Source organism: Acidimicrobiales bacterium, assembly GCA_041394265.1.
Classification (GTDB): domain Bacteria; phylum Actinomycetota; class Acidimicrobiia; order Acidimicrobiales; family SZUA-35; genus JBBQUN01.
The window spans coordinates 4,857,120-4,884,100 of sequence record JAWKIO010000005.1; the positions used below are offsets into that span (position 1 = coordinate 4,857,120).

A 26,981-nucleotide genomic window follows, 5' to 3' on the forward strand; every position below is an offset into this window, starting at 1 on the left:
GGACGTCGCGGACCTCAGCTCACCGGTGGCAGCAGCGTGTACGGCACCATCCGGTACTCGCCGGTGTCGATCCGCAGCGAAGCGATCACCGTGCCGTAGCGGTCGAAGGGGAGCTCGGCCCGAATCAGCCGGTAGTTGAACTTCCCCGGCTCGATCTGCAGCGGTTGCATGTTGCGAGCCATCGGCTCGCTCGAACGATCGACGTCGCCCGCTTCGTCGGCCATGTGGAACACGGTCTCGAGTGCAGCGAACTCCCCACCGTTCGGTGGGTTCCACACCAGAACCACGAGATGCGGGGCGACCGTGCAGGGAACCGGCGCCGGTGCCGGGCCCGAGAACTGCACACCCGAGAGGTCGATCCGGGTCGTCGGACCGGGCTCTTGTCGCAGTGCGATGTCGTCCATGAACAGAGCGGCGATGATCTCCATGCACCGATAGTGTCGGAGAGGATGAGTGAAGCCTCAACCCGCGACGTGATTCTTCGTGAAGCACGTGCCTGCTTCGCTCGCCAGGGGTTCGAAGGCACGTCGCTCAACGACATCGCCGCCGGCGTCGGAATCCGACGACCGAGCCTCCTGCACTACTTCCCATCGAAGGAAGCGATCTACCGCGAGGTCCTCACCGAGGCCCTGCTCGACTGGGGTCGACGACTCGATCGCCCCCTTCCCGACGACGCCACGTCGGGGTGGGAGCGAGTCGACGACGTGTTGAAGGTCAGCTTCGACTTCTTCGTCACGAACCCCGAAATCGTCGTGATCGTACGGCGTGAGGCGCTGACCGAGGAGAGCCATCTCGGCTTCGATCTCGGCGCAGCGCTGCGCCCGTACTACGAGCGGGCCGTCGACTTCTTCCGGCGAGAGATGGACCGCGGCGTTTTCCGCGAACACGACGCCGAGCACCTCGTCCTGACCGGCTACGGGGCCCTGTTGACGTACTTTTCCGACCACGCGCTCCTTCGTGGCCTGATCGACGTCGATCCGTACGGGCCAGACGAGCTCCAACGGCGGTTTGCCCACATGAGAGCCTTCATCCGTTCGGCCCTCGAGCCGCCGGCCAAGGTCGACTGAACCGGCAACGCCCGACCTCGACCTCGATCGTTCGACGTCGGGATCGAACGAGAGTCACGCAGTGCATGCTTCGAGTCCCTAACATGCTCGATGTGCCTCGCCCCATCGTCACATCGTGCGAGTTCGAGAGGGAGCATTGACCACTTCACCACCTGCAGGGCCGCGTCCAACCTGGCTCGTCGTCGAAGACGAACCCGCCGATCAGCAGATGCTGGAGCGGGCGGTCGTCCAGGCCCGGGCCGAGGTCGACCTCGTGATCGTGGAGGACGGCCGGTCGTCGCTGCGGCATCTCGATGACGCCACGATGCTGCCGTCGCTGATCATGCTCGATCTCAACCTTCCCGACATCGCCGGCACCGACGTGCTCGCCGAGATTCGCGAGAACGCCCGCACCACCTCGATCCCGGTGCTCGTGCTCTCGGGGAGCAGCGACCAGCGCCTGATCGATACCGCCTACCGCAACGGCGCCAACGCGTACTTCGTCAAACCTGACACTCCAGACGAGCTCGTCGAGCTGGTCGGACGGATCCACGCCCACTGGCATCAGACCGCGGTACTGCCAACCTGACGCTCGCGCTCGTGGCGGGTGATGCACCACGGGCGCCAAGTGGGCCTCCAGCGATCGGTGGAATACAGTCGCCGCCATGAGTCGCACGCTGTCAGAACAGCAATCCAAGGAACTGCTCACGCCGTTCGGTATTCCCTTCCTTCCCGAGCATGTGGTCGACACTGCCGAGGCGGCGGTGAGCGCCGCCGATCAGGTCGGGTACCCGGTCGTGGTCAAGCTGAACGGTGATGCCATCGCCCACAAGACCGAGCGTGGACTCGTGCGGCTCTCACTGGGCGACGCCGCAGCGGTACGCACCGCCGGTGCCGAACTGCTCGCTGCGGCAACCCCCGAAGACGGTCCGGTGTCGCTCCTCGTCGCTCCGATGGTGAAGTCCAACCGCGAGTTCATCTGTGGCGTGTCGACCGACCAGCAGTTCGGTCGCACCGTGCTCCTCGGCGTCGGCGGCATCCTGGCCGAAGCCATCGCCGATGTGACCCTCCGTCTGGTGCCCATCACCGAAGCCGACGCAAACGAGATGGTCGACGAACTCGCCACCCAAGACCTCCTGGGGGCCTTCCGGGGCGAGGCCGAAGTCGACCGCCGCGCATTGGCGTCGGTCCTGGTGTCGCTGTCGCAGGCGGCCGAGCAGTCGCCATCGATTGCATCGATCGACTTGAATCCCGTACTCATCAACAACGGTGGACCCGTCGCAGTCGATGCGCTGGTCGAGCTCGCCGAGGAAGGCTGACATGTCCACCACGTTGACCCCCGCGCACTTCGCTGCGCTGTTCGAGCCCCGCGGTGTCCTCGTTGCCGGCGCCTCCACGCATCCCGGCAAGTTCGGCTTCGTCAGCCTCCACAACATTCTCGCCAACGGCTACGCAGGCCAGGTCTTCGCCACCAACCGCGACGGCGCCGAGGTGCTCGGGATCACGTCGGTGGCCGACGTCGCCGACCTGCCTGACGGCGAGATCGACCTCGTGTTCGTCTGCACCCCGGCGGCGGCAAATCCTGAGCTCCTCCGTTCCTGCGCGACCAAAGGCATCAAGGCCGCCTTCGTCACCTCGGCTGGTTATGGCGAGGCCGGTGAGGCCGGCATCGCGGCCCAGGCCGATCTGGTGGAGCTGGCCGAGGAACTCGACATGCTCCTCGCCGGTCCGAACGGCCAGGGTGTGGTCTCCACGCCCGCCAACCTGTGTGCCCAGATCGTCGCCCCGCACCCGCCGGCCGGCCGTATCGGGGTGGCGTCACAGTCCGGCAACTTCGTGTCGTCGTTCCTCAACTGGTCCCGAGCCACCGGTGTCGGCATCTCTCGAGCCGTCAGCGCCGGCAACGCCGCAGCGGTGAACGTCGCCGACTACCTCGACTTCTACGCAGCCGACGATCACACCGCCGTCGGCCTCGCCTACGTCGAGGGAATCGAAGACGGACGAGCGTTCTACGACCGCATCAAGGAAATCGCGGCCAAGAAGCCCATGGTGCTGGTGAAAGGTGGCGCCACCGCCGGCGGCGCACGAGCCGCAGCGAGCCATACCGGCAGCCTCGCCACCGACGATCGAGTATTCGACGGCGCAATGCGCCAGGCCGGCGTCATCCGCGCCGCCACGGTCGAGGAGGCATTCGAGGCTGCCGCCACGTTCGCGACGCAGCCACTGCCCAAGGGAAACCGAGTCGTGGTCATGACCACGGCCGGCGGCTGGGGCGTGGTCACCGCCGACGCCATCCATTCCAGCAGCCTCGAACTGATGACCCTGCCCGACGACCTCCTGGCCGAGATCGACCAGCACCTCCCACCGCGCTGGAGCCGGAACAACCCCGTCGACCTTGCCGGTGGCGAAACCCGAGACACCATCCCCGAGGTCATGTCGATCATCGCCAACCACCCCGATGTCGACGCCATCATCTACCTGGGTCTCGGCATCCAGTCGAACCAGGCCCGGATGATGAAGGAGGGGCCGTTCTACCCCGACCACGGGCTGGAGCGGATCGTCGCCTACCACGAACGCCAGGACGCCCGATTCGCCGAAGCGGCCGACGAGATCTCGCGAGCAACGGGCAAGCCGATTCTGACCGCCACCGAACTGGCCATCGCCGACCCCGACAATCCGGGGCCAGCGGCGGTGCGGGCCAGCGGGCGACTCTGCTACGCAACCGCGAACCGGGCGGTCACTGCCCTCGAGCACCTGTATCGCTACTCCCTGTTCCAGCAGCGTTGACCCGGAGCGTTCGCCCCGTCATTCGAGAACGCCCGTCCTTCGAGAACCCCAGTCATTCAAGAACGACAGCGCCCTGGTAAGTTCGGGCGGACATGTTGTCGGCCCGCCTCGTACGTCGCTATCTCCCGCTGGTCCTGCTGGTGCTCGTCGCCGGTCTGGCGTGGCGCGCTGCCGACGCGGCCGACACCGACGACGAGCGGCTGACGCCGATTCTCTACGAGCGTGACCTCGCCACGCCTGTCCTGTCGGCTCGTCGGATTCCCAAGACCCTGCAGGCGCCGGTGGCCGACGACGCGATCCAACCGGCGATCGGTGCGGTCGTGGCCGGATCGACCCCCGCCACCTGCCTCGTCGTCACCGTCGACGGCCGGGTCATCACCTCACAGAACGCCGAGCTTCCGGTGGTGCCCGCATCGAACGAGAAGGTGCTGACCACCTTCACCGCCATGGCGATTCTCGGACCCGATCACACCTTTGTGACCGAGGTGCGGGCGAGCGGCACGGTGGTCGACGGCGTGCTCACCGGCGATCTCTTCCTTGTCGGTGGGGGTGACCCTTTCCTCGCCACCGACAACTGGTGGACCCAGTTCGACACCCAGGACGGTCGGGCCCACACACGTCTCGAAACGCTGGCCGACGCCGTCGCCGCCAGCGGGATCACCAGCGTCACCGGGTCGTTGTTCGGTGACGACACGCTGTTCGACCAAGAGCGCTACGGACCGTGGGCGACTCGCCTGATCGATACGCGTCAATCGGGCCCCCTGTCGGCACTCGCCGTCAACGAAGGCTTCATCAGCTGGCCTGAGCAGTACACGGGAAGCTTCCGCCCGCGAGTGCCCACCGATGATCCACCGTCGCATGCCGCCGCCGTCTTCGCCCAGTTGCTCGGCGAGCGCGGCGTCACTGTCAGCTCCGGCGGCGCAGCCACCGCTCCGGCCGAGGCCAGCCCACTCGCCCAGGTCGTGTCGCCGCCACTGAGCGAGCTCATCACGCACATCAACAGTTACAGCAACAACTTTGGGGCGGAGATCCTGCTCAAACACATCGGGCGCGATCAGCGTGGGATCGGCAGCACCGCCAACGGGGCTGCGGCCATGATGACCTTCCTCACCGAGCAGGGCTTCGACATGAACGGGGTCAATCTGCTCGACGGCTCGGGCTTGAGCGAGGAGACCACCCTCACGTGTCAGCTCCTCACCGATGTACTGCTCGCCGCCGGACCGAGCTCGCCCTTCGCGCAGAGCATGTCGATCGGTGGGGTCCGAGGCAGTTTGATCGGGCGCCACGTTGCCACCGCTGCGACCGGGCAGGTGTTTGCCAAGACCGGCACACTCAACGACGTCACGGCACTCTCCGGATATGTGTATTCGCCGGTCGAGGCCGGTACGACGCTCACCTTCGCCTATGTGGTCAATGGTGAACTCGCGGGTCAGGACGAGCGCATTCGTGGACTCCAGGAACCGTTCGTCGAGCAGCTCGCCACCTATCCAGCGGGACCGAGTCGAGATCAGCTCTCCCCGCTCGCCCCAGTGGTCAATCCACTGCCCGAAGCGGCAGCGGGCGACTCGTCCGACGACACGACCGGCTGAGCTGGTGATGAGCAGCCGACTCCCACAGTTCCCCCTGGGGTCCGTCCTGCTGCCCACCATGCTCCTTCCGCTGCACGTGTTCGAGCCCCGATACCGTCGGCTCGTCGCCGATGTGGGCGATGACGGCCAGTTCGGGGTGGTCCTGATCGAGCGGGGGAGCGAGGTCGGCGTCGGTGGCGAGAACGTTCGCGCCTCGATCGGTGTCGTTGCGAAGATCCTGCGTCGGGAGACGCTCGCCGACGGTCGTTCGACGATGCTGTGCGTTGGCACCGACCGGTTCCGCGTGACCACGTGGCTCGACGACGATCCGTATCCGATCGCCGAGATCGAGTGGCTTCCCGATCTCGAGGGTGCGCCGTGCAGCGACGATGCCGTCGCCACGATGTACGAGAACTTCCATCTGTGCCGGTCCGTTTTCGAACGTCACGGCATCAACACCGGGCCGGCGCCCTCGTTCGACCCTGACCCCGCCGTGGCGTCGTTCGAAGTTGCCGCACTGTCGCCGCTCGGCGAACTCGACCGCTACAACCTCCTCCGGGTCCGCTCGGCGAGCGAGCGAGTTGCACTCCTCGGCGAGCAACTCGAAGCAAGCGCCGCCACGCTCGAGTTCCGTCTGAGCTCCTGACCGGAGCGACAAAGGCCGCCGCGATCCCCCGGCACTCAGGCCGAACGCGCCTACACTCCTGCCTGCAAACGGTGTGGGACAGAAAGCGAGGCCGTTCGTGGCCAAGGCAAACCCGCTCGATGGGGCGAAGGAAATACAGGCAATGCTGGTTGGCTACGCCAAGCAGGAGACGGTCGATCCGCTCAAGACGCTCGGCAAGTTCATCGGGCTGGGTCTTGCCGGCGGGGTGTTCGTGTTCCTGGGCGTGTTCTTCTTGAGCATGGGCATGCTGCGTCTCCTGCAGCAGGTCTTCGAGGGAGGAAGCTTCGCCTCACTGCTGCCCTACGTCGTCACCGTGGTGGTATTGCTCGCCGCCATTGGCATCATCTTCAGCCTCTTCAGCCGTTCGAAGAAACGAGTGCTCTCATGACCGACTCGACCAAGATCTCACCCGCCGACATCGAGGCGAAGTTCCGCGACATCGCCGACCAGGTCGACACGGTGGCGAACGACTCGAAGAAGAAGGCAGCCGTTGCTGGCACCGTCTTCGCCGTGCTCCTGATGCTGTTGATCTACATTCTCGGAAAGCGCAACGGCAAGCGTCAGAGCACCGTCGTCGAGATTCGGCGGCTCTGATCATGTTCCGCAAGCTTCTCGTGTGGGGCGTCCGTCGGTCATTCGCCGGTCCGGGCAAGCCGTGGCTGGTCTCGTCCGGCGCCTTCATGGCGATGCGCATGTTCAAGTCGGTGTCGACCAAGGCCGAGGTGATCGACCTGTCGAACTCCAAGCCTGGCGACAAGATCGTGATCGAGCATCTCGACATCACCCACGCTCAGCAGATCAAACAGATCAAGGCGGCGAAGAAGGCCGAGAAGCGCGCCGCCAAAGACGCGAAACGACTCGCCCGAAAGGGTTGAGGGCGTCGCGAGGTCTCTAGGATCGGCAGCCGTGAGAATTCTGCTGCGCAATCCAAGCCGTGAGATCGAGCTCGACGGACCCATGTCGGTCGTCAAGCTGCTCCGTCAACTCGAAGTGCAGCGCGAGTCGGTGCTCGTCATCCGCGAGGGCACCCTGGTGCCGGGTGATGCCGTCTTGGCCGATACCGACACCGTCGAGATTCGCCCCGTCATCTCCGGCGGCAGCGTATGAAATGCCGGGTCTGCCGCGGCCCGGCGATCATCGACCTCCGTCGTCACAATGCGAACTTCTGCGGTGAGCACTTCATCAAGTTCTGCCATGACCAGGTCGCCAAGGCGATCAAGGACTTCTCGATGTGTGAGCCCGACGACCGCCTGCTGGTCGCCGTATCGGGCGGCAAGGACTCCCTCGCGGTCTGGGACATGCTGACCGCCATGGGCTACGAAGCCGACGGCCTCTACATCGGACTCGGGATTGGCGAGTACTCCGATGTGTCCGGCCACTACGTCCGCCAGTTTGCCGAGGAGCGCCAGCTTCGGCTCATCGAGATCGACCTGCGCGACGCCTATGGCTACGACGTGCCCACGGCGGCCGCCGTCACCAAGCGGGTGCCGTGCTCGGCCTGTGGGTTGTCCAAGCGACACCTCTTCGACGCTGCGGCGGTCGACGGCGGCTACGACGCCGTCGTCACCGGGCACAACCTCGACGACGAGGCGGCGGTGCTCTACGGCAACGTGATGCGATGGCAGACCCCCTATCTCGCCCGGCAACGACCGGTCCTTGCCGCCCGGAAGGGTTTCCCTCGCAAGATCAAACCCTTGGTCCGGCTGGGCGAGCGTGAAATGGCGGCGTACTGCGTCATTCGGGGGATCGACTATCAGGTCGAGGAATGCCCGATGGCGGCGGGCAACAAGCACCTCCACTACAAAGAGATCCTGAACACCCAAGAAGCCGCATCCCCGGGCTCCAAGGCGGCGTTCTACTTCGGGTTCCTCCGCGACGCCGTCGACCGGTTCGACGACGATCCAGCCGATCACAGCCTCGGCACCTGCGAGCGGTGTGGCTCGCCTGCCAGCTCCGAGGTGTGTTCGTTCTGCCGTCTCGTGGAGCGCACCGAAGGTGCGGCGCCCGTTCCCGTCGACATGCCGAAGGTCAAGGCGGCCGGTGTCCCGGCAGCGACAATCGACCCCACACCGAGCGATCCCGTACTCAGCGATCCAACAGCCAGCGATGGAGTCCCGACATGACCGCACGATCGAACGAACTGTCGGTCGGTGAACTGGTGTTGATCATCGACAATCGAGATCGCCGGCACCTCATCACCCTTGCGGCTGATGGCGCCTTCCACTCCCACGCGGGCGTGCTCGACCACTCGAAGATGCTCGGTCAGCCCGAGGGCTGCGAGGTCGCGACCACCAAGGGGCAGAAGTTCCGGGTGTTTCGGCCGACGCTCGAGGAGTTCATCCTGTCGATGCCTCGCGGCGCTCAGGTGATCTATCCGAAGGATCTCGGGCCGATGATGATGCTTGCCGACATCGCACCCGGCATGAAGGTCTTCGAGTCGGGTATCGGTTCCGGTGCGCTGTCGATGACCCTGTTGCGGGCCGGTGCCGACATCGTCGGCTACGAGCTGCGTGAGGACTTCGCCGCCCGAGCCAAGAAGAACGTCGAGACGTTTCTCGGGCCCGAGGTGCTCGATCGATATCAGATCGAGATCCGGTCGGCCTACGAGTCGATCGACGGCAACGATTTCGATCGAGTCATGCTCGATCTGCCCGAACCGTGGCAGGTCGTGCCGCACGCCGAGATGGCGTTGAAGCCGGGTGGGGTGTTCATGGCGTACACCCCTTCCATCACGCAGGCGTCACGGCTGCGGGAGGCGTTGGCCCACACGCGCTTCACCGAGATGAAGACGCTCGAGGTCCTGAATCGAGGCTGGCACATCGAGGGCCAGGCGGTCCGGCCCGATCACCGCATGGTGGCGCACACGGCGTTTCTCACCCGGGCTCGGTTGTTGGCCCCGACCGCCGGCCCACCGAGCGTCCAAGCAGACCACGCATAGTGTTATTCGGGCGCACCCTTCGCTAGAGTTCGGGGCGAGTTCTCACCAACGACGCCGCAGTGCCGATGCGTCAGTGGTCACGATCGTGCACGACACGATCGATACAGCCGCCCGGCCCTCTCGGGGCCGGCGGGGGCAGAAGTCCAGTCACCCCGGTCGTCTCTGACCGGGGTGACTGCGTTTTCGCAGTGACAGGACTGCGTTTTCGCCGGGGGGACGGGATGGGTCTAGGTTGACGCAATCGCGTTGCGCCGACCCGGGACCGGTCGGTGGCGATGCGTCGACAGACGAAAGGGACCAGCATGTATCCAGGCCGTTGGGCAAGTGAACGACCCGAGCATCCAGCCGTGGTGATGGCGGGGTCGGGCCAGACCCAGACCTATGCCGAACTCGACGCCCGCTCGAATCAGCTGGCGCACGTGTTCCGCGAGCTCGGGATCGAGCGTGGCGGGCACATTGCGATCTTCATGGAGAACCAGATCCGATTCATGGAGGTGTGCTGGGCCGCTCTGCGGTCTGGGATCTACGTCACTGCGATCAACTCCTACCTGTCGGCGCCCGAGGTTGCCTACGTCATCGACGACTGCGACGCCGAGGCCGTCATCACGTCCCGAGCGAAGGCGGCGGTGGCCAGCGAGGTGCTGGCCGGTGACGATCGCCCCCCGAAGGTGCGAGCGTGGCTGATGGCCACCGGCGACGGAAAAGCGCCGCCGGAAGGTTTCGACGACTATGACGACACGATCGCGTCACGCCCGGCCGACAAGATCGCCGACGAATCCAACGGCACGATCATGTTGTACAGCTCCGGAACCACCGGCCGTCCGAAGGGCATCCTGCGCCCGCTGCCGACCGTGCCCGTCGAAGAGGGCGATCCCCGCTCGGCGGCCATTCCCGTCACCTATCGGTATCGCCCCGACATGGTCTATCTGTCCCCGGCGCCGATGTACCACGCCGCGCCGCTCGCCTTCTCCCTGGCGGTGCACCGTGCCGGGGGCACGCTCGTCATCATGGAGAAGTTCGACGAGCGCAACGCGTTGGCCGCGATCGATACCTACGGGGTCACCCACAGCCAGTGGGTGCCGACGATGTTCGTCCGCATGCTGAAGTTGAGCGACGACGAGCGAGCGGCCTACGACCTGTCGACCCTGGAGATCGCCATCCACGCTGCCGCTCCCTGCCCGGTGCCGGTCAAGCACCAGATGATCGAGTGGTGGGGCCCGGTGCTCTACGAGTACTACGCCGGAACCGAGGGCATCGGCTCGACCTTCATCGACTCCGAGGAGTGGTTGACCAAACCGGGCTCGGTTGGTCGGTGTCGGCAGGGCGTGCTCCACATCGTCGACCCCGAGGGCAACGACCTGCCGGCGGGGGAGACCGGCGGGGTCTACTTCAGCGGCAACGCCGAATTCGAGTACCACAAGGCACCGGAGAAGACCCAGGAGTCACGCCTCGACGGCGGGCGGGTCACCCTCGGCGACGTCGGCTACGTCGACGAGGACGGCTACCTCTTCCTCACCGACCGGAAGGCCTTCATGATCATCTCCGGCGGGGTCAACATCTACCCGCAGGAGGTCGAGGACTGCCTGATCGTGCACCCGGCAGTCGCCGATGTCGCCGTGTTCGGCATTCCCGACGACGTCATGGGCGAGGCGGTGAAGGCGGCCGTGCAGCTTCGGCCGGGCCAGACGGCGGGACCCGACACCGAGCGTGAGTTGCTCGACTACGTGCGGGAGCGGATCGCTCACTACAAGGTGCCCCGTTCGATCGACTTCCATGATGAGCTGCCTCGCCTGCCGACCGGCAAGCTCTACAAGCGCCTGCTCCGCGACGAGTATTGGGGCAAGAAGGGTTCGAGCATCGTCTGACTCGACAGCGAGCCCGGAACGTGAACGATCCGTTTCGAGCCGACCGGGTCGACACGCCGCCGGTAGGTTTGGCGCCATGAGCGCTGCCGAGGACCGTCGAAGCACCGATCGCCAGAACACCGAGCTGCGGAACGACATCCGGCGTCTCGGTGAACAGCTCGGCCACGCCGTCGCTCGTCAGGAAGGTCGCGACTTCCTGGATCTGGTCGAGGAAGTGCGCGTGCTCGCTCGTCGCCTGCGTCGTGACGGCGACGCCGACGCCGGTGCGGAACTCTCCGACGTCCTGGCGAACGCGTCGCTCATCGACGCGATCCGCCTGGTTCGGGCCTTCACGACCTACTTCCACCTGGCGAACGTTGCCGAGCAGGTGCATCGCATCGACGACCTCAATACGAAGAAGGAGGGTGTCGGCCGATTCGAAGCGACCGTCGACGACTTGATCGGTCGTGGCTTCACATCGGAGCAGATCCAGGCGGCGCTGGCGAAGACCGCGTTGCGCCCGGTCTTCACCGCTCACCCCACCGAGGCGTCGCGTCGGTCGATGCTCGACAAACTCGCCGAGATCGCGACCCTGATCGAGCGTCGGGGCTCGGATCGAGTGACCACCTCGGAGCGCCGTCGGATCGACCGTCGGATCGATGAGCTGCTCGACGCCATGTGGCAGACCGATGAGATCCGGCGGGAGCGGCCCAGTCCGCTCGATGAGTCCCGAACGATGATCTACTACCTCGATCAGATCGTGCGCGCCGGCCTCCCGCAGCTGTGGAGCGACATGGCGCTGGCGCTCGAGCGGATTGGTATCGACCGCCAGGTCAACCTCGCACCGGTCGTGTTCGGCAGCTGGGTCGGTGGCGACCGCGACGGGAACCCCAACGTCACGCCCGCCACCACCGAGGCCGTCGTCGAACTCCACCGGGCGCGAGCGCTCCGGATCCTGCGCGACGAGGTCGAGGGGCTTCGTGCCGAGCTCAGCCCATCCGAGGTCGTCCGGCCGGCGTCCGACGAACTGGTGGCGGCCGTCGAGGCCGACCGTCTTCGCTTCCCCGAGGTGTTCCGCCGGATCGGTCGGATCAACGACGGCGAGTGGTACCGACTGCGCTTGGCCGTCGTGCTGTTTCGTCTCGACGAGACTCGACGAGATCCTTCGGCCAGCCGGGCCTACGCCCGCCCGCAGGAGCTCATGGCCGATCTCGACATGATCGATCGTTCCCTGCGGGCGCACGACGGCAGTCTGATGGCCGACGGCCGGCTCGCCCGAGTCCGCAGCATCCTCGCCACGATCGGCTTCACCCTGGCGGCACTCGACATTCGTGAGCATGCGAAGCGCCACCATGCCTCACTCGGTGAGCTGTTCCGCTCCACCGGCATCACCTATCCCGACGACCGGGGCGCAAGAACGGCGCTGCTGCTGAGCGAGCTGACCTCACGTCGCCCGCTGGCCCCGCCCGGATCGCATGCCGCCGACGATGATCCGCTCCAGCTGTTCAGGGTGCTGCGCACGCTGCTCGACGAACACGGCGACGAGCTCGTGCAGAGCTACATCGTGTCGATGACCGAGGGCGTCGACGACATCCTCGCTCCGGTACTCCTCGCCCGGGAAGTTGGCTTGCTCGACCCAGCGACTGGGGTGTCCCGTCTCGGCTTCGTGCCGCTGTTCGAAACCATCGACGACCTGCGCAGTATCGGCGACACGATGCGGCAGCTCCTCGGGATCAGCGCCTATCGGCGGATGGTCGAGCTGCGGGGCGGTCTGCAGGAGGTCATGGTCGGCTACTCGGACTCGAACAAGGACGGGGGCATCGCGACCTCACAGTGGGAGATCCACAAGGCGCTGCGTGAGATCCGCACCGTGTCCGCCGAGACCGGCGTACGGATCCGGGTGTTCCACGGCCGCGGCGGCACCGTCGGCCGGGGCGGCGGTCCCACGCACGAGTCGATCCTGTCGCAACCTTCGGGGGTGATCGACGGCGAGGTGAAGATCACCGAGCAGGGCGAGGTGATCGCCGACAAGTACGGGCGACCCGACATCGCTCACCGCAACCTGGACCTGGCGCTGAGTGCGGTGCTCGAGGCCACCGTGGCCCAGCAGGCGCCCCGACACGACCCGTCGCACATTGCTCGGTGGTCCGAGGTGATGGAGCAGCTCTCCGACGCCTCGTATCGGACCTACCGTTCCTTCGTCGAAGAGCCCGCGCTACCGATCTACTTCGCCACCTCGACCCCGGTCGAGGAGCTCGGCGGCATGAACATCGGATCGCGGCCGGCACGGCGCTCGGCCGGCTCGAGCGACGGTGGACCGAGCCTCGCCGACCTGCGGGCCATTCCCTGGGTTTTCGGCTGGACCCAGAGCCGCCAGATCATCCCCGGCTGGTTCGGCGTGGGTTCAGGCCTTCGGGCGGTGCGCGAGGAGGGCGGCGGTGACGCGCTTGCCGAGATGTTCGCCGAGTGGACGTTCTTCCAGACCTTTCTGGCCAATGTCGAGATGACCATGGCCAAGACCGACCTCGGCATTGCCCGGCGCTACGTCGATGCGCTGGTCGATCCGGCCCATCATCACCTGTTCGAGGTCGTCGCCGCCGAACACGCGCTGACGGTCGACGAACTGACGCTCGTGACCGGCCGCGAACTGCTCGGCGACCTGCCGATCCTGCGCCGCACGTTGGGCGTGCGTGCGGTCTATCTCGACCCACTCCATGTGCTCCAGATCGACCTGCTCGCGAGGTCGAGGGCCATGGAAGCCACGGGCGCCGCCGACGACGACGACACCCGTCGCCTGCGTCGGGCACTGCTGCTCACCGTGAACGGCGTGGCCGCCGGCATGCGCAACACCGGCTGACTCCCCGTCGGCGCGCTGCCGCGAACTGCGCCTGGTCTCGTAGTCTGTCGGGCGTGGTTGCACGAATCATCCAGTCTGCACGCCGTCGAGGGGTCCGCCCGTCGATCACCCTCACGTGGAAAGATGCCTGATCGTGGACCGCATCGAGCGACATGATGTCATCAACGCGATTGGGCTCGCCGCCGTCCTGCTGGCGATGGCGCTCGGTCTGGTGTTTGGCGCACGGTCGTTGTTCAACACCATCAACGGCGGGCTCGTCGACAAGACCGAGGATCCCGCAAAGATCGCCGCCGAACAGGCCGAGCAAGCCGCAGCCGACGCTGCGGCAGACGGCACCGACTCGACCGATGCCGACACCACCGATACCACCGAAGCCGAGCCGGTCGAGACGACGTCCACCACTCAGGCCGTTCGTCCCCCTGGCGAGGTGACGATCCGTGTCGGCAACGGTGCCCGCAAGGGCGGCGTGGCCGGCGCCGGCACCGATCTGCTCACCCAGGCCGGCTACATCGCGCTGAGCCCCAAGAACGCGCCGACGGTCGCCAACAGCGTCGTCTACTACATCGAGGGCTACGAGGCCGACGCCGCCCAGGTGGCACGGTTGACCCTCATGGGCGAGACCGCCATCGCCCCCATGCCCGCCGACCCGGGTGTACCGATCGACGGTGCGCAGCTCGTGGTCATCCTGGGCCAAGATACTGCCGTCGGCTGACACCGACGGTCGTCCGACCATTCACCAGAAAGGGCAAGTGACGCATGGGAACCTTCCACGAGTTCACGATGACCTCGATCACCGGCGAAGCGATCGACTTCGCCGACTACCAGGGCAAGGTGGTGCTGGCGGTCAACGTCGCCAGTCGTTGAGGGCTCACGCCCCAGTACGCAGGTCTGCGTACGCTGCATCACGACTTCGCCGACCAGGGATTCGTCGTCCTGGGCTTCCCCTGCAACCAGTTCGGCCAGCAAGAGCCGGGCACCGATGCCGAGATCCTCGAGTTCGTCACCTCCAACTTCGACGTCGACTTCCCGATGTTCTCCAAGATCGACGTCAACGGTGACACGGCGGCTCCGCTCTATCAGTGGCTCACCACGACGGCGCCGAACGCCGAGGGCAACACCGCGATCAGCTGGAACTTCGAGAAGTTCCTGATCGGCCGAGACGGCGAGACCGTCACTCGTTTCCCGCCACCGACCACCCCCGAGCAGATCGCCGACATACTGCCATCGCACCTGTGACCGACGGCTCGTGATCTCGACACCGTCACGGTGACCTGTCACCATGTCCGACCGTGCCGACCTCGCCAAACGACCACCCGTCCGACTCGCCTCCGTCCCCGTTGGCGGGCGTGAGAGTGCTCGACTTCACCCGAGTCGTCGCCGGGCCGTTCGCAACCCGCATGATGGCCGACCTTGGCGCCGACGTCGTCAAGGTCGAGCCGCCCGACGGTGACATCACTCGGATCTGGGGCGAGGAGCGAGGCGGCCAGTCCGGCTTCTACGTGCAGCAGAACGCCGGCAAACGCAACATCTGTGTCGACCTGCGAGCCGATGGTGCGACCGAGTTGCTGCTGTCGTTGGTCGAAGCGGCCGACATCGTCGTCGAGAACTTTCGGCCCGGGATCATGGCCCCGCTACGGACTCGACTACGAGACGCTCCGAGCGGTCAACCCGAGGGTGATCATGCTGTCGGTGTCGGGTTTCGGCCAGACCAGCAGCCACGCCGGCCGGGCCGCCTTCGCGCCGGTACTGCACGCCGAGTCCGGTCTGCTCGCTCGCCAGGCCTTCTTCGACGAGGTCCCGCCGGTCGACCCGGTGCTGTCGATCGCCGACACCAATGCGGCGCTGCACGGCCTCGTCGGCGTCCTGGCAGCGCTGCACCTGCGCTCGACCACCGGCACCGGTCAGCACATCGACATGGCCATGTTGAACGCCATGACCGTCACCGACGACTACGCCCACAACGCGCTCGATGCCGCCAAGCCGTTCCGACTCGGCGGCGAGGTCTGGGAGACCGGCTTCGGCCACATGCTGATCGCTGCCAACTCGAAGGTCATGTGGTTCATGCTTCGCAAGGGCGACCGACTCGATGACGGACTCCGCCCTGATGCCGCGGTCGAAGTGAAAGCGGCGAAGCGGCAGCAACTGATGACCGACTGGTTCAAGTCGTTCACCGAACGGTCGGCGCTCATCGCCGAGCTCGACGCCCTCAACGTTGCGTATGGCGACGTGCTCGCTCCTGGAGAGGTCTTCGACACCGACATCGCGCTCGAGCGACGTTTGTCGACCACCGTCGACGACCGAGCCGGCGGCCGCCGTCGCGTGACCGAGTCGCCATATCACTTCAGCAACGCCAGCTCGCGGGTCGCCGGTCCGGCGCCCCACCGCGGCGAACATCATGCCGAGGTACTGGGCGAATGGATCGGCGCATCGCCCGAACGCATCGCCGAGCTCGAAGCGGCCGGGATCCTGCTGCTCGACGAGCATGCCGCAGCGCACCGGTCATCGACCGGCAACGAGACCGAGGAACAATCGTGAACGCGCCCGCTGGTGGCAGCGCCCCCTCCCCGTACATGACCTTCACGGCCGAGCAGTGGGCCGATCTGCGTGCCGCCACGCCGCTCAGTCTCGACGAGACCGATCTCGAGCGGTTGCGAGGCATCAACGTCGAGCTCAGCCTCGATGAGGTGGCGAGCATCATGTTGCCGCTCTCTCGCCTGCTCAACCTCTACGTCGGAGCGTCACAGGAGCTCTACCGGGCGTCCGACACGTTCCTCGGCCAGCTGCCGGCGAAGGTGCCGTTCGTGATCGGCATCGCCGGTTCGGTTGCTGTCGGCAAGTCGACCACCGCCCGCGTCCTGCAGGCGCTGCTCGGCCGCTGGCCCGATCACCCCAAGGTCGACCTCATCACCACCGATGGGTTCCTCTACCCCAACGCCGTGCTCAACGAGCGGGGCCTGATGGAGCGCAAGGGGTTCCCCGAGAGCTACGACCGGCGACGCCTGCTGCAGTTCATGTCCGACATCAAATCGGGCGAACCCAAGGTCGAGGCGCCGGTGTACTCACATCTCACCTACGACATCCTCGACGACGTCCACCTCACGGTGTGTCAGCCCGACATCGTCATCGTGGAAGGGCTGAATGTCTTGCAGACTTCGGCGGCCACCGCCGAATCACCGCTGTTCGTGTCCGACTTCTTCGACTTCTCGATCTACGTCGATGCCGACACCGACGACATCGAGCAGTGGTACGTCGAACGGTTCTTCACGTTGCGCGAAACGGCCTTCCAGGACAAGCGCTCGTTCTTCCGACGCTTTGCGGAGCTGACCGACGAGCAGGCGACGGCCACGGCCAGCAGCATCTGGGCCGCGATCAACGAGAAGAACCTCATCGAGAACATCCTGCCGACACGAGAACGGGCCGACCTCATCCTTCACAAGGGCCACGATCATCGCGTGACGCAGGTCAAGCTCCGCCGGCTCTGAGCTTGCGCCCCTCGGAGCGAGGGAAACCTGCTCAGAGCTCGGCCTCGATCAGGTGTGGTCCCGGCTCCCGGGCTGCCCAGTCAAGTGCATCGATCAGCTCGGCACCGGTGGTGGCTCGCCGACCCGGCACACCGAAGCCCTCGCCGAGCTTCACGAAGTCGATGTCGGGACTCCCGAGATCGGTGAGACGTCGACCGGCAGCGCCGACATCGAGGGCGGCGTTTGCCAGCTCGACGTCGAGGATCTGATAGCGACGATTGGCGCAGATGACCGTGGTGACATCGAGGGCTTCGCGTGCCATGGTCCACAACGACTGCACGGTGTAGAGCGAGCTACCGTCGGCTTGGAGCGCCAGCACCGGCCGGTCCGGACAGGCGATAGCGGCGCCGATGGCGCTCGGCAGTCCACCACCGATGGCGCCACCCAGCACGCCGAGGAGCGTGTGGGGCGCTGCTTGCGCCGTGAGGTATCGGTAGGTGCCGCCGGACGAGATGCTCTCGCCCAACACGATGGCACCCTCGGGTACCGCCGCTGCGAACGCTGCGCCGAGGTTGCGAGTGTCGAGGGGACCGGGATCGGCCTCGGGCAGGGGAGCGTGGTCGACGGTGTCGTCGGTGTCGGCGCCGAGGTGGTCGGCGATCTCGGTGAGCAGACGCTCGAGGTCGACGTCGACGCCGGCGAGTTCGATCTTTTGGGCCGAAGCGGGCAGGGCTTGCGACGGATGATCGGGATACCCAAAGAACGTGACCGGCTCGCTCCGACCGACCATGACCGCGGTGGTGACGTCGGCGAGCGCCGCGAACAGCGGGGCGGGGAAGTAGGGGAGTTCCCGAAGGGCGGGCAGATGCCGACCAACGGCGAGCTTGGCCGTGCGGGTGAGGTGGATGGTGGCACCGGTCGCGACACGGATCCGGCCGAGCAGCACGACCGCACGGTCGCTGATCTCTGCCCCGCCGACGATCATGACGGCGCCCGGCGTGCGAAGCGCTTCGGCCGCCTCGGCGATGGCATCGGCGCTCGGATGTGCTCGGGGGGCGACATCGGCGTCGTGCAGCACGACGTCGGCCGCGCCCCACGCGTGATCGGCGGGCATCACGAGGCTCACGATGCGCTCGTCGCCGCTGAGCGTGAACGCAACGGCATCGGCCATTTGCTGACCACACGCCTGCGCCGAGGCGGTGTGGACGGTATGACCGGCCCAGCCAGCCAGGGCGTCGATGTCGGACGTGAGCGGAGCGTCGAAGCGGAGGTGGCTGGTGGTTTGATCGCCGATCAGGTTGATCATCGGCGTGTGGTGGCGGCGAGCGTTGTGCTGGTTCGCGAGGCTGTTGGCGAACCCCGGACCGAGGTGGAACAGGCCGAGCGCAGGCTTGCCGGCCATGCGGGCATAGCCGTCGGCTGCACCGGAGCACACGCCTTCGAACGCGCTGAGCACCGATCGCATCCCCGGCTGTTTGTCGAGCGCTTCGACGATGTGGAGCTCGGTGGTGCCGGGGTTGGCGAAACACACCTCGACTCCATTGTGGACGGCGTTGGCGATGAGGTGGTCGGCTCCGGTGGTTCCCATGCCCGGCAGTCTGCCCCATGACGGCGCCGGCCGTCGATCGAGGGTCGACGCACCCGCCGATCGCGCCCCCGGCGGTCCTACAGTTCTCGGTTCATCAGCCGATTCTTGGAGCTGATGGCCCGCATGCCCAACCCCCTTGCTGAGGCAACTTCATGAACACGACAGATTCTTCGGCACTTCGAGCGTCGCTGCGCGCCGTCGCGTCGAACTACGCATGGACGTGGAACGTCCAGCTGGCGGGCGTGCTCCACGACGCCCTCGGAGCCGACTGGACAGGACACGGCCATCCGCTGCAGGCCATCGACGCCATCAACGACGCTGCCTTGTCGTCGCTGGCCGCCGATGCCGCCTTCGTCGAGCGAGCCTCCGACGCAGCCGCAGTGGTGGCGGGGCTGGAAGCCGCCAGCGTGTCGACGGGAACGGCCACGGCGCCGACGCCGGTCGAGGTGGCCTACATCTCGGCCGAGTTCGGCGTGTCCGAGACCCTGCCCCAGTACTCGGGTGGGCTGGGCATCCTCGCTGGCGACCACCTCAAGGCGGCCAGCGATCTGGGCGTCGGCCTCGTCGCCGTCGGACTCTTCTACGCCAACGGCTATTTCGACCAGTCGGTCGACGCCTCCGGGCAGGTGGTCGCCTACCAGACCTACCAGCCCCAGGATCTCGGCCTCACCGACACCGGTGCCCGCGTGTCCGTCGACACCCCGCGTGGACCGATCAACGCATCGGTCTGGTTGGCCCGTATCGGCAACATTCGGCTCTACCTTCTCGATACCAGGGTGGCCGGCAACGCCGACTGGGCGACAGCGGTCACCGATCGTCTGTACGGCGGCGACCAGCAGAAGCGCATCGACCAGGAGATGCTGCTCGGCATCGGGGGACTGCGAGCCCTGGCGGCGGTCGGACTCGTGCCGCAGATGGTGCACCTCAACGAGGGCCACGCCGGATTCGGTCTGCTCGAATTGCTGGCCGATGAGATGGCAGCCGGCCGCACGTTTCCCGACGCCCAAGCAGCGGTCCGGGCCCGCACGCTCTTCACCACCCACACGCCCGTGCCCGCTGGTATCGACCGGTTCCCTCGCTCCCTGCTCGCCCCGTATCTCGAGACGTGGTGCCGACGCACGGGTGTTGCGCTCGACACGATCTGGGCCGAAGGCGACCTCCCCAGCGATCACGCACCCGACGAGTTCAACATGGCGGCATTCTGCCTCGGCCATGCCGCTCGCACGAACGGAGTCTCGGCCCTGCACGGCGAGGTGAGCCAGGAACTGTTCGGCTCCCGTCCCGAAGGTGCGGCGATCACCTCGGTGACCAACGGCGTCCACGCCCGCACCTGGACCACGCCCGCAACACAAGCGTTCCTCGACGACGCGCTTGGCCACGACAGCGGCTGGGATCTCGGGCATGCCGATGCCTGGCGTGCGGCGACCACCATCGGCGACGACGAGATCATCTCGCTGCGAGCTGCGCTCCGCCGACAGCTCATCGAGCATCTCAACGCCAACTATGGGCTGACGCTCGATCCGAACATCCTCACGATCGGTTTTGCCCGGCGCTTTGCCACCTACAAGCGGGCTGCGCTGCTGCTGCGCCACCCCGAGCGCCTCGCTGCCCTGCTCGGCGACGACGAGCATCCCGTGCAGTTCGTGTTCGCCGGAAAGGCGCACCCGGCCGACCTTCCCGGTCAAGCCGTACTGCGGTCGGTGCTCGACTACGGCAACACGCCAGAAGCCAACGGCCGATTCGCCTTCGCCCCGGGCTACGACATGGCGCTCGCCGGACTTCTCTACGGCGGCTGCGACGTCTGGCTCAACAACCCGGTTCGACCCCAGGAAGCCTGTGGCACCAGCGGTGAGAAGTCCGCGCTCAACGGCGGGCTCAACTGCTCGATCCTCGATGGTTGGTGGGCCGAGTGGTACGACGCCGCCAACGGCTGGGCGATTCCGACCAGTGACCTCGACGATCCCGAGGCGCGTGACGATGCCGAGGCCACGGCATTGCACGACCTCCTCGCCACCGAGGTCGTGCCATCGTTCTACGCCGACGGTGAGCGTCGACCGAGCGCCGAGTGGCTCGACCGGATCCGGGCGGGTTGGACCATCCTCGGCCCGAAGGTCACGGCCGGTCGGATGGTCGCCGACTATCGCGACCAGTTGTACCGACCGATCATCACCTCGCAGAGCGCACACTGATGACGAACTCGGTCCGCTTCGAAATCTGGCCCGGAGCCGCCAACCCGTTGGGGGCAACGTGGGACGGGTCGGGAACCAACTTCTCGGTGTTCTCCGAGAACGCCGACCTGATCGAGCTGTGCCTGTTCGACGAGAACGGCGTCGAGACCCGGCTGGAGCTGCCCGAGATCACCGCCTACTGCCACCACGGCTACGTGCCGGGGGTCGGCCCCGGTCAGCGGTACGGCTTCCGAGCCCACGGGCGTTGGGCACCCGTCGAGGGCCAGCGATTCAATCCGGCCAAGCTGCTGCTCGACCCCTACGCCCACGCCATCGAAGGCGACGTCGTCCACGATCGAGCGCTCTTCGATCACCGGGCCGATGCGCCTGATCATCCCGACTCGACCGACTCGGCCCCCTTCGTACCCCGATCGGTGGTGGTATCGCCCTACTTCGACTGGGGTACCGATCAGCGACCCAACCGGCCCCGTCGCGAGTCGATCCTCTACGAGATGCACGTGAAGGGCATGACGGCGCTGCATCCCCTCATTCCCGAGGCGTTGCGCGGCACCTACGCCGGGCTCGCTCACCCGGCGGTGATCGACTACCTGCTCGACCTGGGTGTCACGGCCATCGAGCTCCTTCCGGTCCACCAGCACCTGTCGGAATCGTTCCTCCACGACCGCGGCCTCACCAACTACTGGGGCTATGCGAGCATCGGGTACCTGGCGCCGCACAACGGCTATGCCGCCTGGGGAACGGCCGGTGAGCAGGTCCAGGAGTTCAAGCATCTCGTGAAAGCGATGCACGCCGAGGGCATCGAGGTGATCCTCGACGTCGTCTACAACCACACGTGCGAAGGCAACCAGCTCGGCCCGACGTTCTGCCACAAGGGACTCGACAACTCCAGCTACTACCGGGTCTCGGCCGACAACGGCCGGCACTACATCGACTACACCGGGACCGGCAACACGCTGAACGTCGCGCACCCCAACGTGTTGCGACTCATCATGGACTCGTTGCGGTACTGGGTCGATGAGATGCACGTCGACGGCTTCCGCTTCGATCTGGCATCGGCGCTGGCCCGCGACATCCACCACGTGGACCAGTTCGCCGCCTTCTTCGACATCATCCACCAGGACCCGACGCTGCGAGACGTGAAGCTCATCGCCGAGCCGTGGGATGTGGGTGAGGGCGGCTACCAGGTCGGTAGGTTCCCGCCGCTGTGGTCGGAGTGGAACGGCCGCTACCGCGACTCCGTTCGCGACCTGTGGCGGGGCCAGGCCACCATGGCCGATCTCGCCGCGCGCTTCACCGGAAGCTCCGATCTCTACGAGTGGAGCGGACGCCGCCCGTCGGCGTCGGTCAACTTCATCACCTCGCACGATGGCTTCACGATGGCCGACCTCGTCAGCTACAACGAGCGTCACAACGAGGCGAACCTGGAAGACAACCGCGATGGTGACAGCCACAACTCATCGTGGAACTCCGGTGTCGAGGGGCCGACCGACGACCCCGAGATCCTCGAACGGCGGGCATACCGCGTGCGGGCCATGCTCGCCACGATGCTGCTGTCGCAGGGCGTGCCGATGCTGATGGCGGGCGACGAATTCGGCCGGAGCCAGGGCGGCAACAACAACGCCTACTGCCAAGACAACGAGATCTCGTGGCTCGACTGGTCGAATACCGACGAGGACCTGATCGCGTTCGTGCGCCGCCTGACCACGCTGCGCCACGAGCACCCCCTGTTCCGACGCCGTCGGTTCTTCACCGGGGCCGGCCTCGAGGATCAGCGATCGGAACTGCAGCGGGCCGCCGACGGACCGGGACGCCACCACGAACTCGTCGACATCGCGTGGTACACGCCCCACGGCACGATCATGGCCGACGGTGCGTGGCACGATCCCTCACGACGCTCGCTGACCGTTTTCATGAACGGTCACGGCATCGCTGCTCGCGACGCGAGGGGCCGTCCCGTGATCGACGACAGCTTCCTGATCATGTTCAACGCCGGCCCGGGAGCGGTCCGCATGTCCGTGCCACCCGAACTCGCCGATCGGGCGTGGTCGCTCACGCTGTCGTCATCGGCGCCGATGGCGAAGGGACACACCGTCATCTCGAGTCTGGTGGTGGAACCCTGGTCGGTCGTGGTGTTGTGCGATGCTCCAGTGGCGTGACCGACCCGACCGTTTGCCTCGATTGCAGGAGCCGTAGATGAGAGTCCTCTTCGCCACCGCCGAACTCGCCCCGCTCGCCAGGGTGGGCGGGCTGGCGGAAGCCGCAGCCGGTCTGGCCCTCGAACTCCAGCGGCAGGGGATCGAGCTGACCATCGTCCTTCCCGACTACGGCGACATCGAACTCGACGGCGCCGACACCTGGGCCCTCGACGGCCCCGAATGGGCGGGCGAGCTGACGGCGCGGCGCGGATCGGTCGGTGCATTCGGCGACATCATCCTCGTCGGACGTCCGGGCATGGCCCGCCCCCATCCCTACGTCGACCCGGTGACCGGGCAGGGCTGGCCCGACAACGACTACCGGTTCTACGGCTTTGCCGCCGGCATCGCCGCGCTCGTCCGCCAGCTCGGCCCCGACCTGCTGCACCTCAACGATTGGCACACCGCCGCCACGCTGGGATTCCTCGGTACCCCACCGCCGACGATGCTGACCATCCACACGCTCGGCTATCAGGGCATCAGTGGTGCCGAATGGCTCGGTCGGCTGCCCGTCGACCCGTGGCGCTTCGCCTGGTACGACGTCACGAACCCGTTGCTCGGCGCCATTCGCTCGGCCGACGCCGTCGTGGCCGTCAGCCCGAACTACGCCCGCGAGATCCTCACGCCCGAGCAGGGGATGGGCCTCGACCACGAGCTGGCTCGGATCGGCGACACCCTCGTCGGGATCCGCAACGGGATCGACACCGGCGTGTGGAACCCGGCCACCGACCCCCACCTTCCCGTCACGTATCGCCCCGGTGACGACGACATCAAGACCATCGAGGCCGCGAAGAACGCCGCCCGCTCGAGTATCGCAGCCACCTTCGGGGTGCCCGACGACGACCAGGTCCTCATCGCCATGGTCACCCGACTGGTCGACCAGAAGGGGGTCGACATCGCCCTCGGACTCGCCCCCTACCTCGAGCACCTCGGTGCCCGCCTGGTCATCCTCGGGTCCGGGCAGGCGAACCTCGTCGAAGCCGTTCGATCGAGCGTCGACCATCACCCGCATCGGATCGCCGCCATCACCGATCGCTACGACGAGCCGTTGGCCCACCAGATGTTCGCCGGTGCCGACCTCTTCGTGATGCCGAGCCGATTCGAGCCGTGCGGGCTCGCCCAGATGCAGGCCATGGCTTACGGCACCATCCCGGTTGCCACGGCGGTCGGCGGGCTGGTCGACACGATCACCGACGCCGACGACGATCCGACGAACGGCACCGGCTTCCTCTCGGCGACGGTCGACCTCACAGGTCTGGTCGACGCCAACCACCGTGCCGTGCGAGCGCATCGAGCCGCGAAACGCCGGCGGGCCATCCAGAAGCGTGGGATGGCCGTCGACTGGTCATGGCACGAGCCGGCCAAGCAGCACATCGAGTGGTATCAGCGGCTGCTCGAGCGCTGAGTCAGACGAACTTGTAGTTCTTGGGGATCGCCACGATCCCGGAATCGGTGACCGTGAACCGCTCTCGGTCTTCCTCGGGATCGACACCGATCCGGGTGCCGGGTGGGACCACGACGTTCTTGTCGATGATCGCACGCTGCACGACGGCGCCCTCGCCGATGCGCACGCCGTCGAACAGAACGGCGCCCTCGACCGAGGCGTTGCGCTGGATCCGACAGCCGGGGGCGATCACGGCATCGGCCACCGAGCAACCCGACAGGATGCTGCCGTTGCTCACCATCGAGTTCGAGACCTGCGGCGGCTGGGTGCCATCGATGACGAACTTCGCCGCCGGCAGCGAACGGCCGAGGGTCCAGATCGGCCATTCCTCGTTGTACAGGCTGAATGGCGGCAGCGGCTTGATGAGGTCCATGTTGGCCTCGAAGTAGGCATCGAGGGTTCCGACGTCTCGCCAGTAGCCACGCTGGAGCTGGCTGTCACCGGGCACGATGTTGGTGCTGTAGTCGTAGACGTCGGCTTCGCCCCGGTTGACGAAGTAGGGGATGAGATCCCCGCCCAGGTCGTGCTTCGACGCCTGGTTCTCCGAGTCCTCCTGCAACGCCGCACGCAAGGCGTCGGCGCTGAACACGTAGTTGCCCATCGAGACGAACGACTTGGTGGGGTCGTCGGCCAGACCGGGAGGATTCGCCGGCTTCTCGAGGAAGGCCTTGATCGAGGTGCCTTCGCCTTGGTCGATGACGCCGAACTGGTGCGCCTCGGACTGCTCGGCCCGCAACGCAGCGACGGTGCAGGAGGCGCCGCTCCGGATGTGCTGGTCGAGCATCTGCCGGGGGTCCATCCGATAGATGTGGTCGGCGCCGAAGACGAAGATGTAGTCGGGGCTCTCGTCGTCGACGAGGTTGAGGTTCTGGAACAGCGCATCGGCCGAGCCCTCGAACCAGCGCTGGCCCCGGCGCATCTGAGCCGGGACCGACGTGACGTAGTTGCCGAGCAAGGTCGACATGCGCCAGGTGCGAGAAATGTGGACGTCGAGCGAGTGACTCTTGTACTGGGTGAGCACGACGAGCTTGCGGTAGCCACCGTTGGCGAGATTCGACAGGGCGAAGTCGATCAGGCGGTAGTGCCCGCCGAACGGCACCGCGGGTTTTGCCCGATCCAACGTGAGCGGCATCATTCGTTTGCCCTCACCACCGGCGAGGACGATGCTCAGGACCTTCGGGCGAATTCCAGCTTCGAGTGCCATGACGACATCCTGCCCGACGACGAGACCTCGTGCTGGCTCATGGCAGTGAAAATCACGGAGAACTGATGGCCTCGCGAGTGTTGCGACGAGCCAAAACGCATGAGCCGACCAACCCATTTTCGTCATCGGCATTGCCACGGAGGGTGCTGGTGGTGTTCACTGTTGGTGCGGGTACCGGGAACAGTGTCTGTGGGAACCACCTCTGGCGGGCAGAGGTCCCACACCAGGGCATTTTGTTCTCGACTCCGAGAGGGTGGTCCGGCCGGACCACCCTCTCACTCTTTTTCGGCCGAGCGGCGTGATCGGCTCGACCCGGCCCTTCCTGGGGTCGACCATCTAGGGTGCGCACATGCAGAAGCGACTGCTCATTGCCGGGTCGGTTGTCGGCGTACTCGCCGTGATCGGCGTGGGACTCGCCTGGTGGCTCGGACTTTTCGACGAGCCCGAAGCCGAGGTCTCGCTGGCCGAGTCTGCCGCGCTGGTCGCCGAGGAGGGCGACGCAACCACGTCGGCGGTCGCTCCAACGACGTCGACCGAGGACTCGACCGAGTCGACGACCACGGCGCCGACGGATGCCACCGAAGAGACGACCACCACCACGACAACCGACGCCGGTCCCATCGACGACCTCACCGGGACTTGGTCGGTGGTGCCGAGTGATGCGACCTTCGTCGGCTACCGGGTCGATGAGGTACTCGGTGGTGTCGGCGACTTCACCGCCGTCGGTCGCACGGCCGGCGTGACCGGCGAGCTCGTCGGCAACGGGTTGACGATCGAGTCGGTGTCGATCCTCGCCGACCTCACACTGCTCGTGAGCGACAACGGCGCTCGTGACGCGCAGATGCGGCGGCAGGGGCTCGAGACGAATGACTTCCCCGAGGCCAGCTTCGTCCTCACCGCGCCGATCGTCCTGAGCGAGCTCCCAGCGGAAGGCGCAACGATCAACGCCACGGCGGATGGCGAACTCACGCTGCACGGCGTCACCCGAGCCATCCAGGTGACCATCGATGGGCAGATCGTCGGCGGACGACTCCTGGTGGTCGGATCCACCGAGATCGCCATGATCGACTACGACATCGATCCGCCCCGAGCACCGGTCGTCGCCAGTGTCGACGAGATCGGCATCATGGAGTTCTCCCTGGTCTTTGCCCGCGCGTGAGCAGTACTGCAATTGACCCTGGGCGGTGGTCGCGACT

The 26,981-nt window shown here is 66.4% G+C and carries 25 protein-coding genes; 22 read left to right on the top strand and 3 right to left on the bottom strand.

The features are described from left to right. Positions 1-14: 14 nt before the first annotated feature. Entirely contained in the window at positions 15-428 is a 414-nt protein-coding gene (locus R2733_23240) for a hypothetical protein (GenBank protein MEZ5379434.1), read from the bottom strand. A 21-nt stretch (positions 429-449) separates the two neighbouring features. Between R2733_23240 and R2733_23245 the strand changes: the two genes are divergently transcribed. The 18 genes from R2733_23245 to coaA all read left to right on the top strand — a co-directional run bounded on the left by R2733_23245 (position 450) and on the right by coaA (position 17,189). After that, positions 450-1,067, top strand: coding sequence for a TetR/AcrR family transcriptional regulator (locus R2733_23245; GenBank protein ID MEZ5379435.1), 618 nt, complete (start codon positions 450-452; stop codon positions 1,065-1,067). Between the two features lie 136 nt (positions 1,068-1,203). Beyond that, positions 1,204-1,635, top strand: coding sequence for a response regulator (locus R2733_23250; GenBank protein MEZ5379436.1), 432 nt, complete (start codon positions 1,204-1,206; stop codon positions 1,633-1,635). A 76-nt stretch (positions 1,636-1,711) separates the two neighbouring features. After that, positions 1,712-2,365 (top strand): acetate--CoA ligase family protein, encoded by a 654-nt coding sequence (locus R2733_23255; GenBank protein ID MEZ5379437.1) that lies wholly within the window; start codon positions 1,712-1,714, stop codon positions 2,363-2,365. Position 2,366: 1 nt separating this feature from the next. Beyond that, positions 2,367-3,833 (top strand): CoA-binding protein, encoded by a 1,467-nt coding sequence (locus R2733_23260; GenBank protein MEZ5379438.1) that lies wholly within the window; start codon positions 2,367-2,369, stop codon positions 3,831-3,833. Between the two features lie 92 nt (positions 3,834-3,925). Next, positions 3,926-5,422, top strand: coding sequence for a D-alanyl-D-alanine carboxypeptidase/D-alanyl-D-alanine-endopeptidase (gene dacB / locus R2733_23265; protein ID MEZ5379439.1), 1,497 nt, complete (start codon positions 3,926-3,928; stop codon positions 5,420-5,422). A gap of 7 nt (positions 5,423-5,429) precedes the next feature. After that, positions 5,430-6,047 carry an LON peptidase substrate-binding domain-containing protein gene (locus R2733_23270; GenBank protein MEZ5379440.1) on the top strand — a complete coding sequence of 206 codons (618 nt, stop codon included), beginning with the start codon at positions 5,430-5,432 and terminating at the stop codon, positions 6,045-6,047. Between the two features lie 97 nt (positions 6,048-6,144). After that, entirely contained in the window at positions 6,145-6,456 is a 312-nt protein-coding gene (locus R2733_23275) for a hypothetical protein (protein MEZ5379441.1), read from the top strand. Continuing rightward, a complete protein-coding gene (locus R2733_23280; protein ID MEZ5379442.1) occupies positions 6,453-6,662 on the top strand; it encodes a hypothetical protein in 210 nt (69 codons plus the stop codon). The genes R2733_23275 and R2733_23280 overlap by 4 nt, the downstream gene beginning before the upstream one ends. Before the next feature lie 2 nt (positions 6,663-6,664). Continuing rightward, positions 6,665-6,943 carry a hypothetical protein gene (locus R2733_23285; protein ID MEZ5379443.1) on the top strand — a complete coding sequence of 93 codons (279 nt, stop codon included), beginning with the start codon at positions 6,665-6,667 and terminating at the stop codon, positions 6,941-6,943. 31 nt (positions 6,944-6,974) lie between these two features. Next, positions 6,975-7,175: a MoaD/ThiS family protein gene (locus R2733_23290; protein ID MEZ5379444.1), complete on the top strand. Its 201-nt coding sequence runs from the start codon at positions 6,975-6,977 to the stop codon at positions 7,173-7,175. Beyond that, entirely contained in the window at positions 7,172-8,191 is a 1,020-nt protein-coding gene (locus R2733_23295) for a tRNA(Ile)-lysidine synthetase (GenBank protein ID MEZ5379445.1), read from the top strand. Before R2733_23290 ends, R2733_23295 begins: the two co-directional genes overlap by 4 nt. Beyond that, complete coding sequence (locus R2733_23300; protein MEZ5379446.1) at positions 8,188-9,006, top strand: tRNA (adenine-N1)-methyltransferase; 819 nt, start codon at positions 8,188-8,190, stop codon at positions 9,004-9,006. Before R2733_23295 ends, R2733_23300 begins: the two co-directional genes overlap by 4 nt. A gap of 302 nt (positions 9,007-9,308) precedes the next feature. After that, the gene (locus R2733_23305) at positions 9,309-10,871 is read left to right on the top strand and encodes an AMP-binding protein (GenBank protein MEZ5379447.1); all 1,563 of its coding nucleotides are present in this window, start codon (positions 9,309-9,311) and stop codon (positions 10,869-10,871) included. Positions 10,872-10,947: 76 nt separating this feature from the next. After that, positions 10,948-13,707 (top strand): phosphoenolpyruvate carboxylase, encoded by a 2,760-nt coding sequence (gene ppc, locus R2733_23310; protein ID MEZ5379448.1) that lies wholly within the window; start codon positions 10,948-10,950, stop codon positions 13,705-13,707. 133 nt (positions 13,708-13,840) lie between these two features. Further along, a complete protein-coding gene (locus R2733_23315) occupies positions 13,841-14,419 on the top strand; it encodes a LytR C-terminal domain-containing protein (GenBank protein ID MEZ5379449.1) in 579 nt (192 codons plus the stop codon). Positions 14,420-14,463: 44 nt separating this feature from the next. Next, a complete protein-coding gene (locus tag R2733_23320; GenBank protein ID MEZ5379450.1) occupies positions 14,464-14,943 on the top strand; it encodes a glutathione peroxidase in 480 nt (159 codons plus the stop codon). A 312-nt stretch (positions 14,944-15,255) separates the two neighbouring features. Beyond that, the gene (locus tag R2733_23325) at positions 15,256-16,242 is read left to right on the top strand and encodes a CoA transferase (GenBank protein ID MEZ5379451.1); all 987 of its coding nucleotides are present in this window, start codon (positions 15,256-15,258) and stop codon (positions 16,240-16,242) included. Further along, positions 16,239-17,189 carry a type I pantothenate kinase gene (gene coaA / locus R2733_23330; protein ID MEZ5379452.1) on the top strand — a complete coding sequence of 317 codons (951 nt, stop codon included), beginning with the start codon at positions 16,239-16,241 and terminating at the stop codon, positions 17,187-17,189. Before R2733_23325 ends, coaA begins: the two co-directional genes overlap by 4 nt. 31 nt (positions 17,190-17,220) lie before the next feature. On the opposite strand, the gene R2733_23335 is transcribed toward coaA, so the two are convergent. Next, the gene (locus tag R2733_23335) at positions 17,221-18,756 is read right to left on the bottom strand and encodes an acetolactate synthase large subunit (GenBank protein ID MEZ5379453.1); all 1,536 of its coding nucleotides are present in this window, start codon (positions 18,754-18,756) and stop codon (positions 17,221-17,223) included. Positions 18,757-18,908: 152 nt separating this feature from the next. Here R2733_23335 and glgP point away from each other — a divergent pair, with 152 nt between their 5' ends. Genes glgP through R2733_23350 form a run of 3 tightly spaced genes read left to right on the top strand, consistent with a single transcriptional unit; the run spans position 18,909 to position 24,542 of the window. Next, positions 18,909-20,945 (top strand): alpha-glucan family phosphorylase, encoded by a 2,037-nt coding sequence (gene glgP / locus R2733_23340; protein ID MEZ5379454.1) that lies wholly within the window; start codon positions 18,909-18,911, stop codon positions 20,943-20,945. Continuing rightward, positions 20,945-23,101, top strand: a complete 2,157-nt coding sequence (glgX, locus tag R2733_23345; protein ID MEZ5379455.1) for a glycogen debranching protein GlgX — start codon at positions 20,945-20,947, stop codon at positions 23,099-23,101. The genes glgP and glgX overlap by 1 nt, the downstream gene beginning before the upstream one ends. Before the next feature lie 37 nt (positions 23,102-23,138). Then, positions 23,139-24,542, top strand: a complete 1,404-nt coding sequence (locus R2733_23350) for a glycogen/starch synthase (GenBank protein MEZ5379456.1) — start codon at positions 23,139-23,141, stop codon at positions 24,540-24,542. 1 nt (position 24,543) lies between these two features. Here the strand turns inward: R2733_23350 and glgC are convergent, their stop codons facing one another. Next, positions 24,544-25,785, bottom strand: a complete 1,242-nt coding sequence (glgC, locus tag R2733_23355; GenBank protein MEZ5379457.1) for a glucose-1-phosphate adenylyltransferase — start codon at positions 25,783-25,785, stop codon at positions 24,544-24,546. A 349-nt stretch (positions 25,786-26,134) separates the two neighbouring features. Here glgC and R2733_23360 point away from each other — a divergent pair, with 349 nt between their 5' ends. Next, positions 26,135-26,944: a YceI family protein gene (locus R2733_23360; GenBank protein MEZ5379458.1), complete on the top strand. Its 810-nt coding sequence runs from the start codon at positions 26,135-26,137 to the stop codon at positions 26,942-26,944. Positions 26,945-26,981 lie beyond the last annotated feature (37 nt).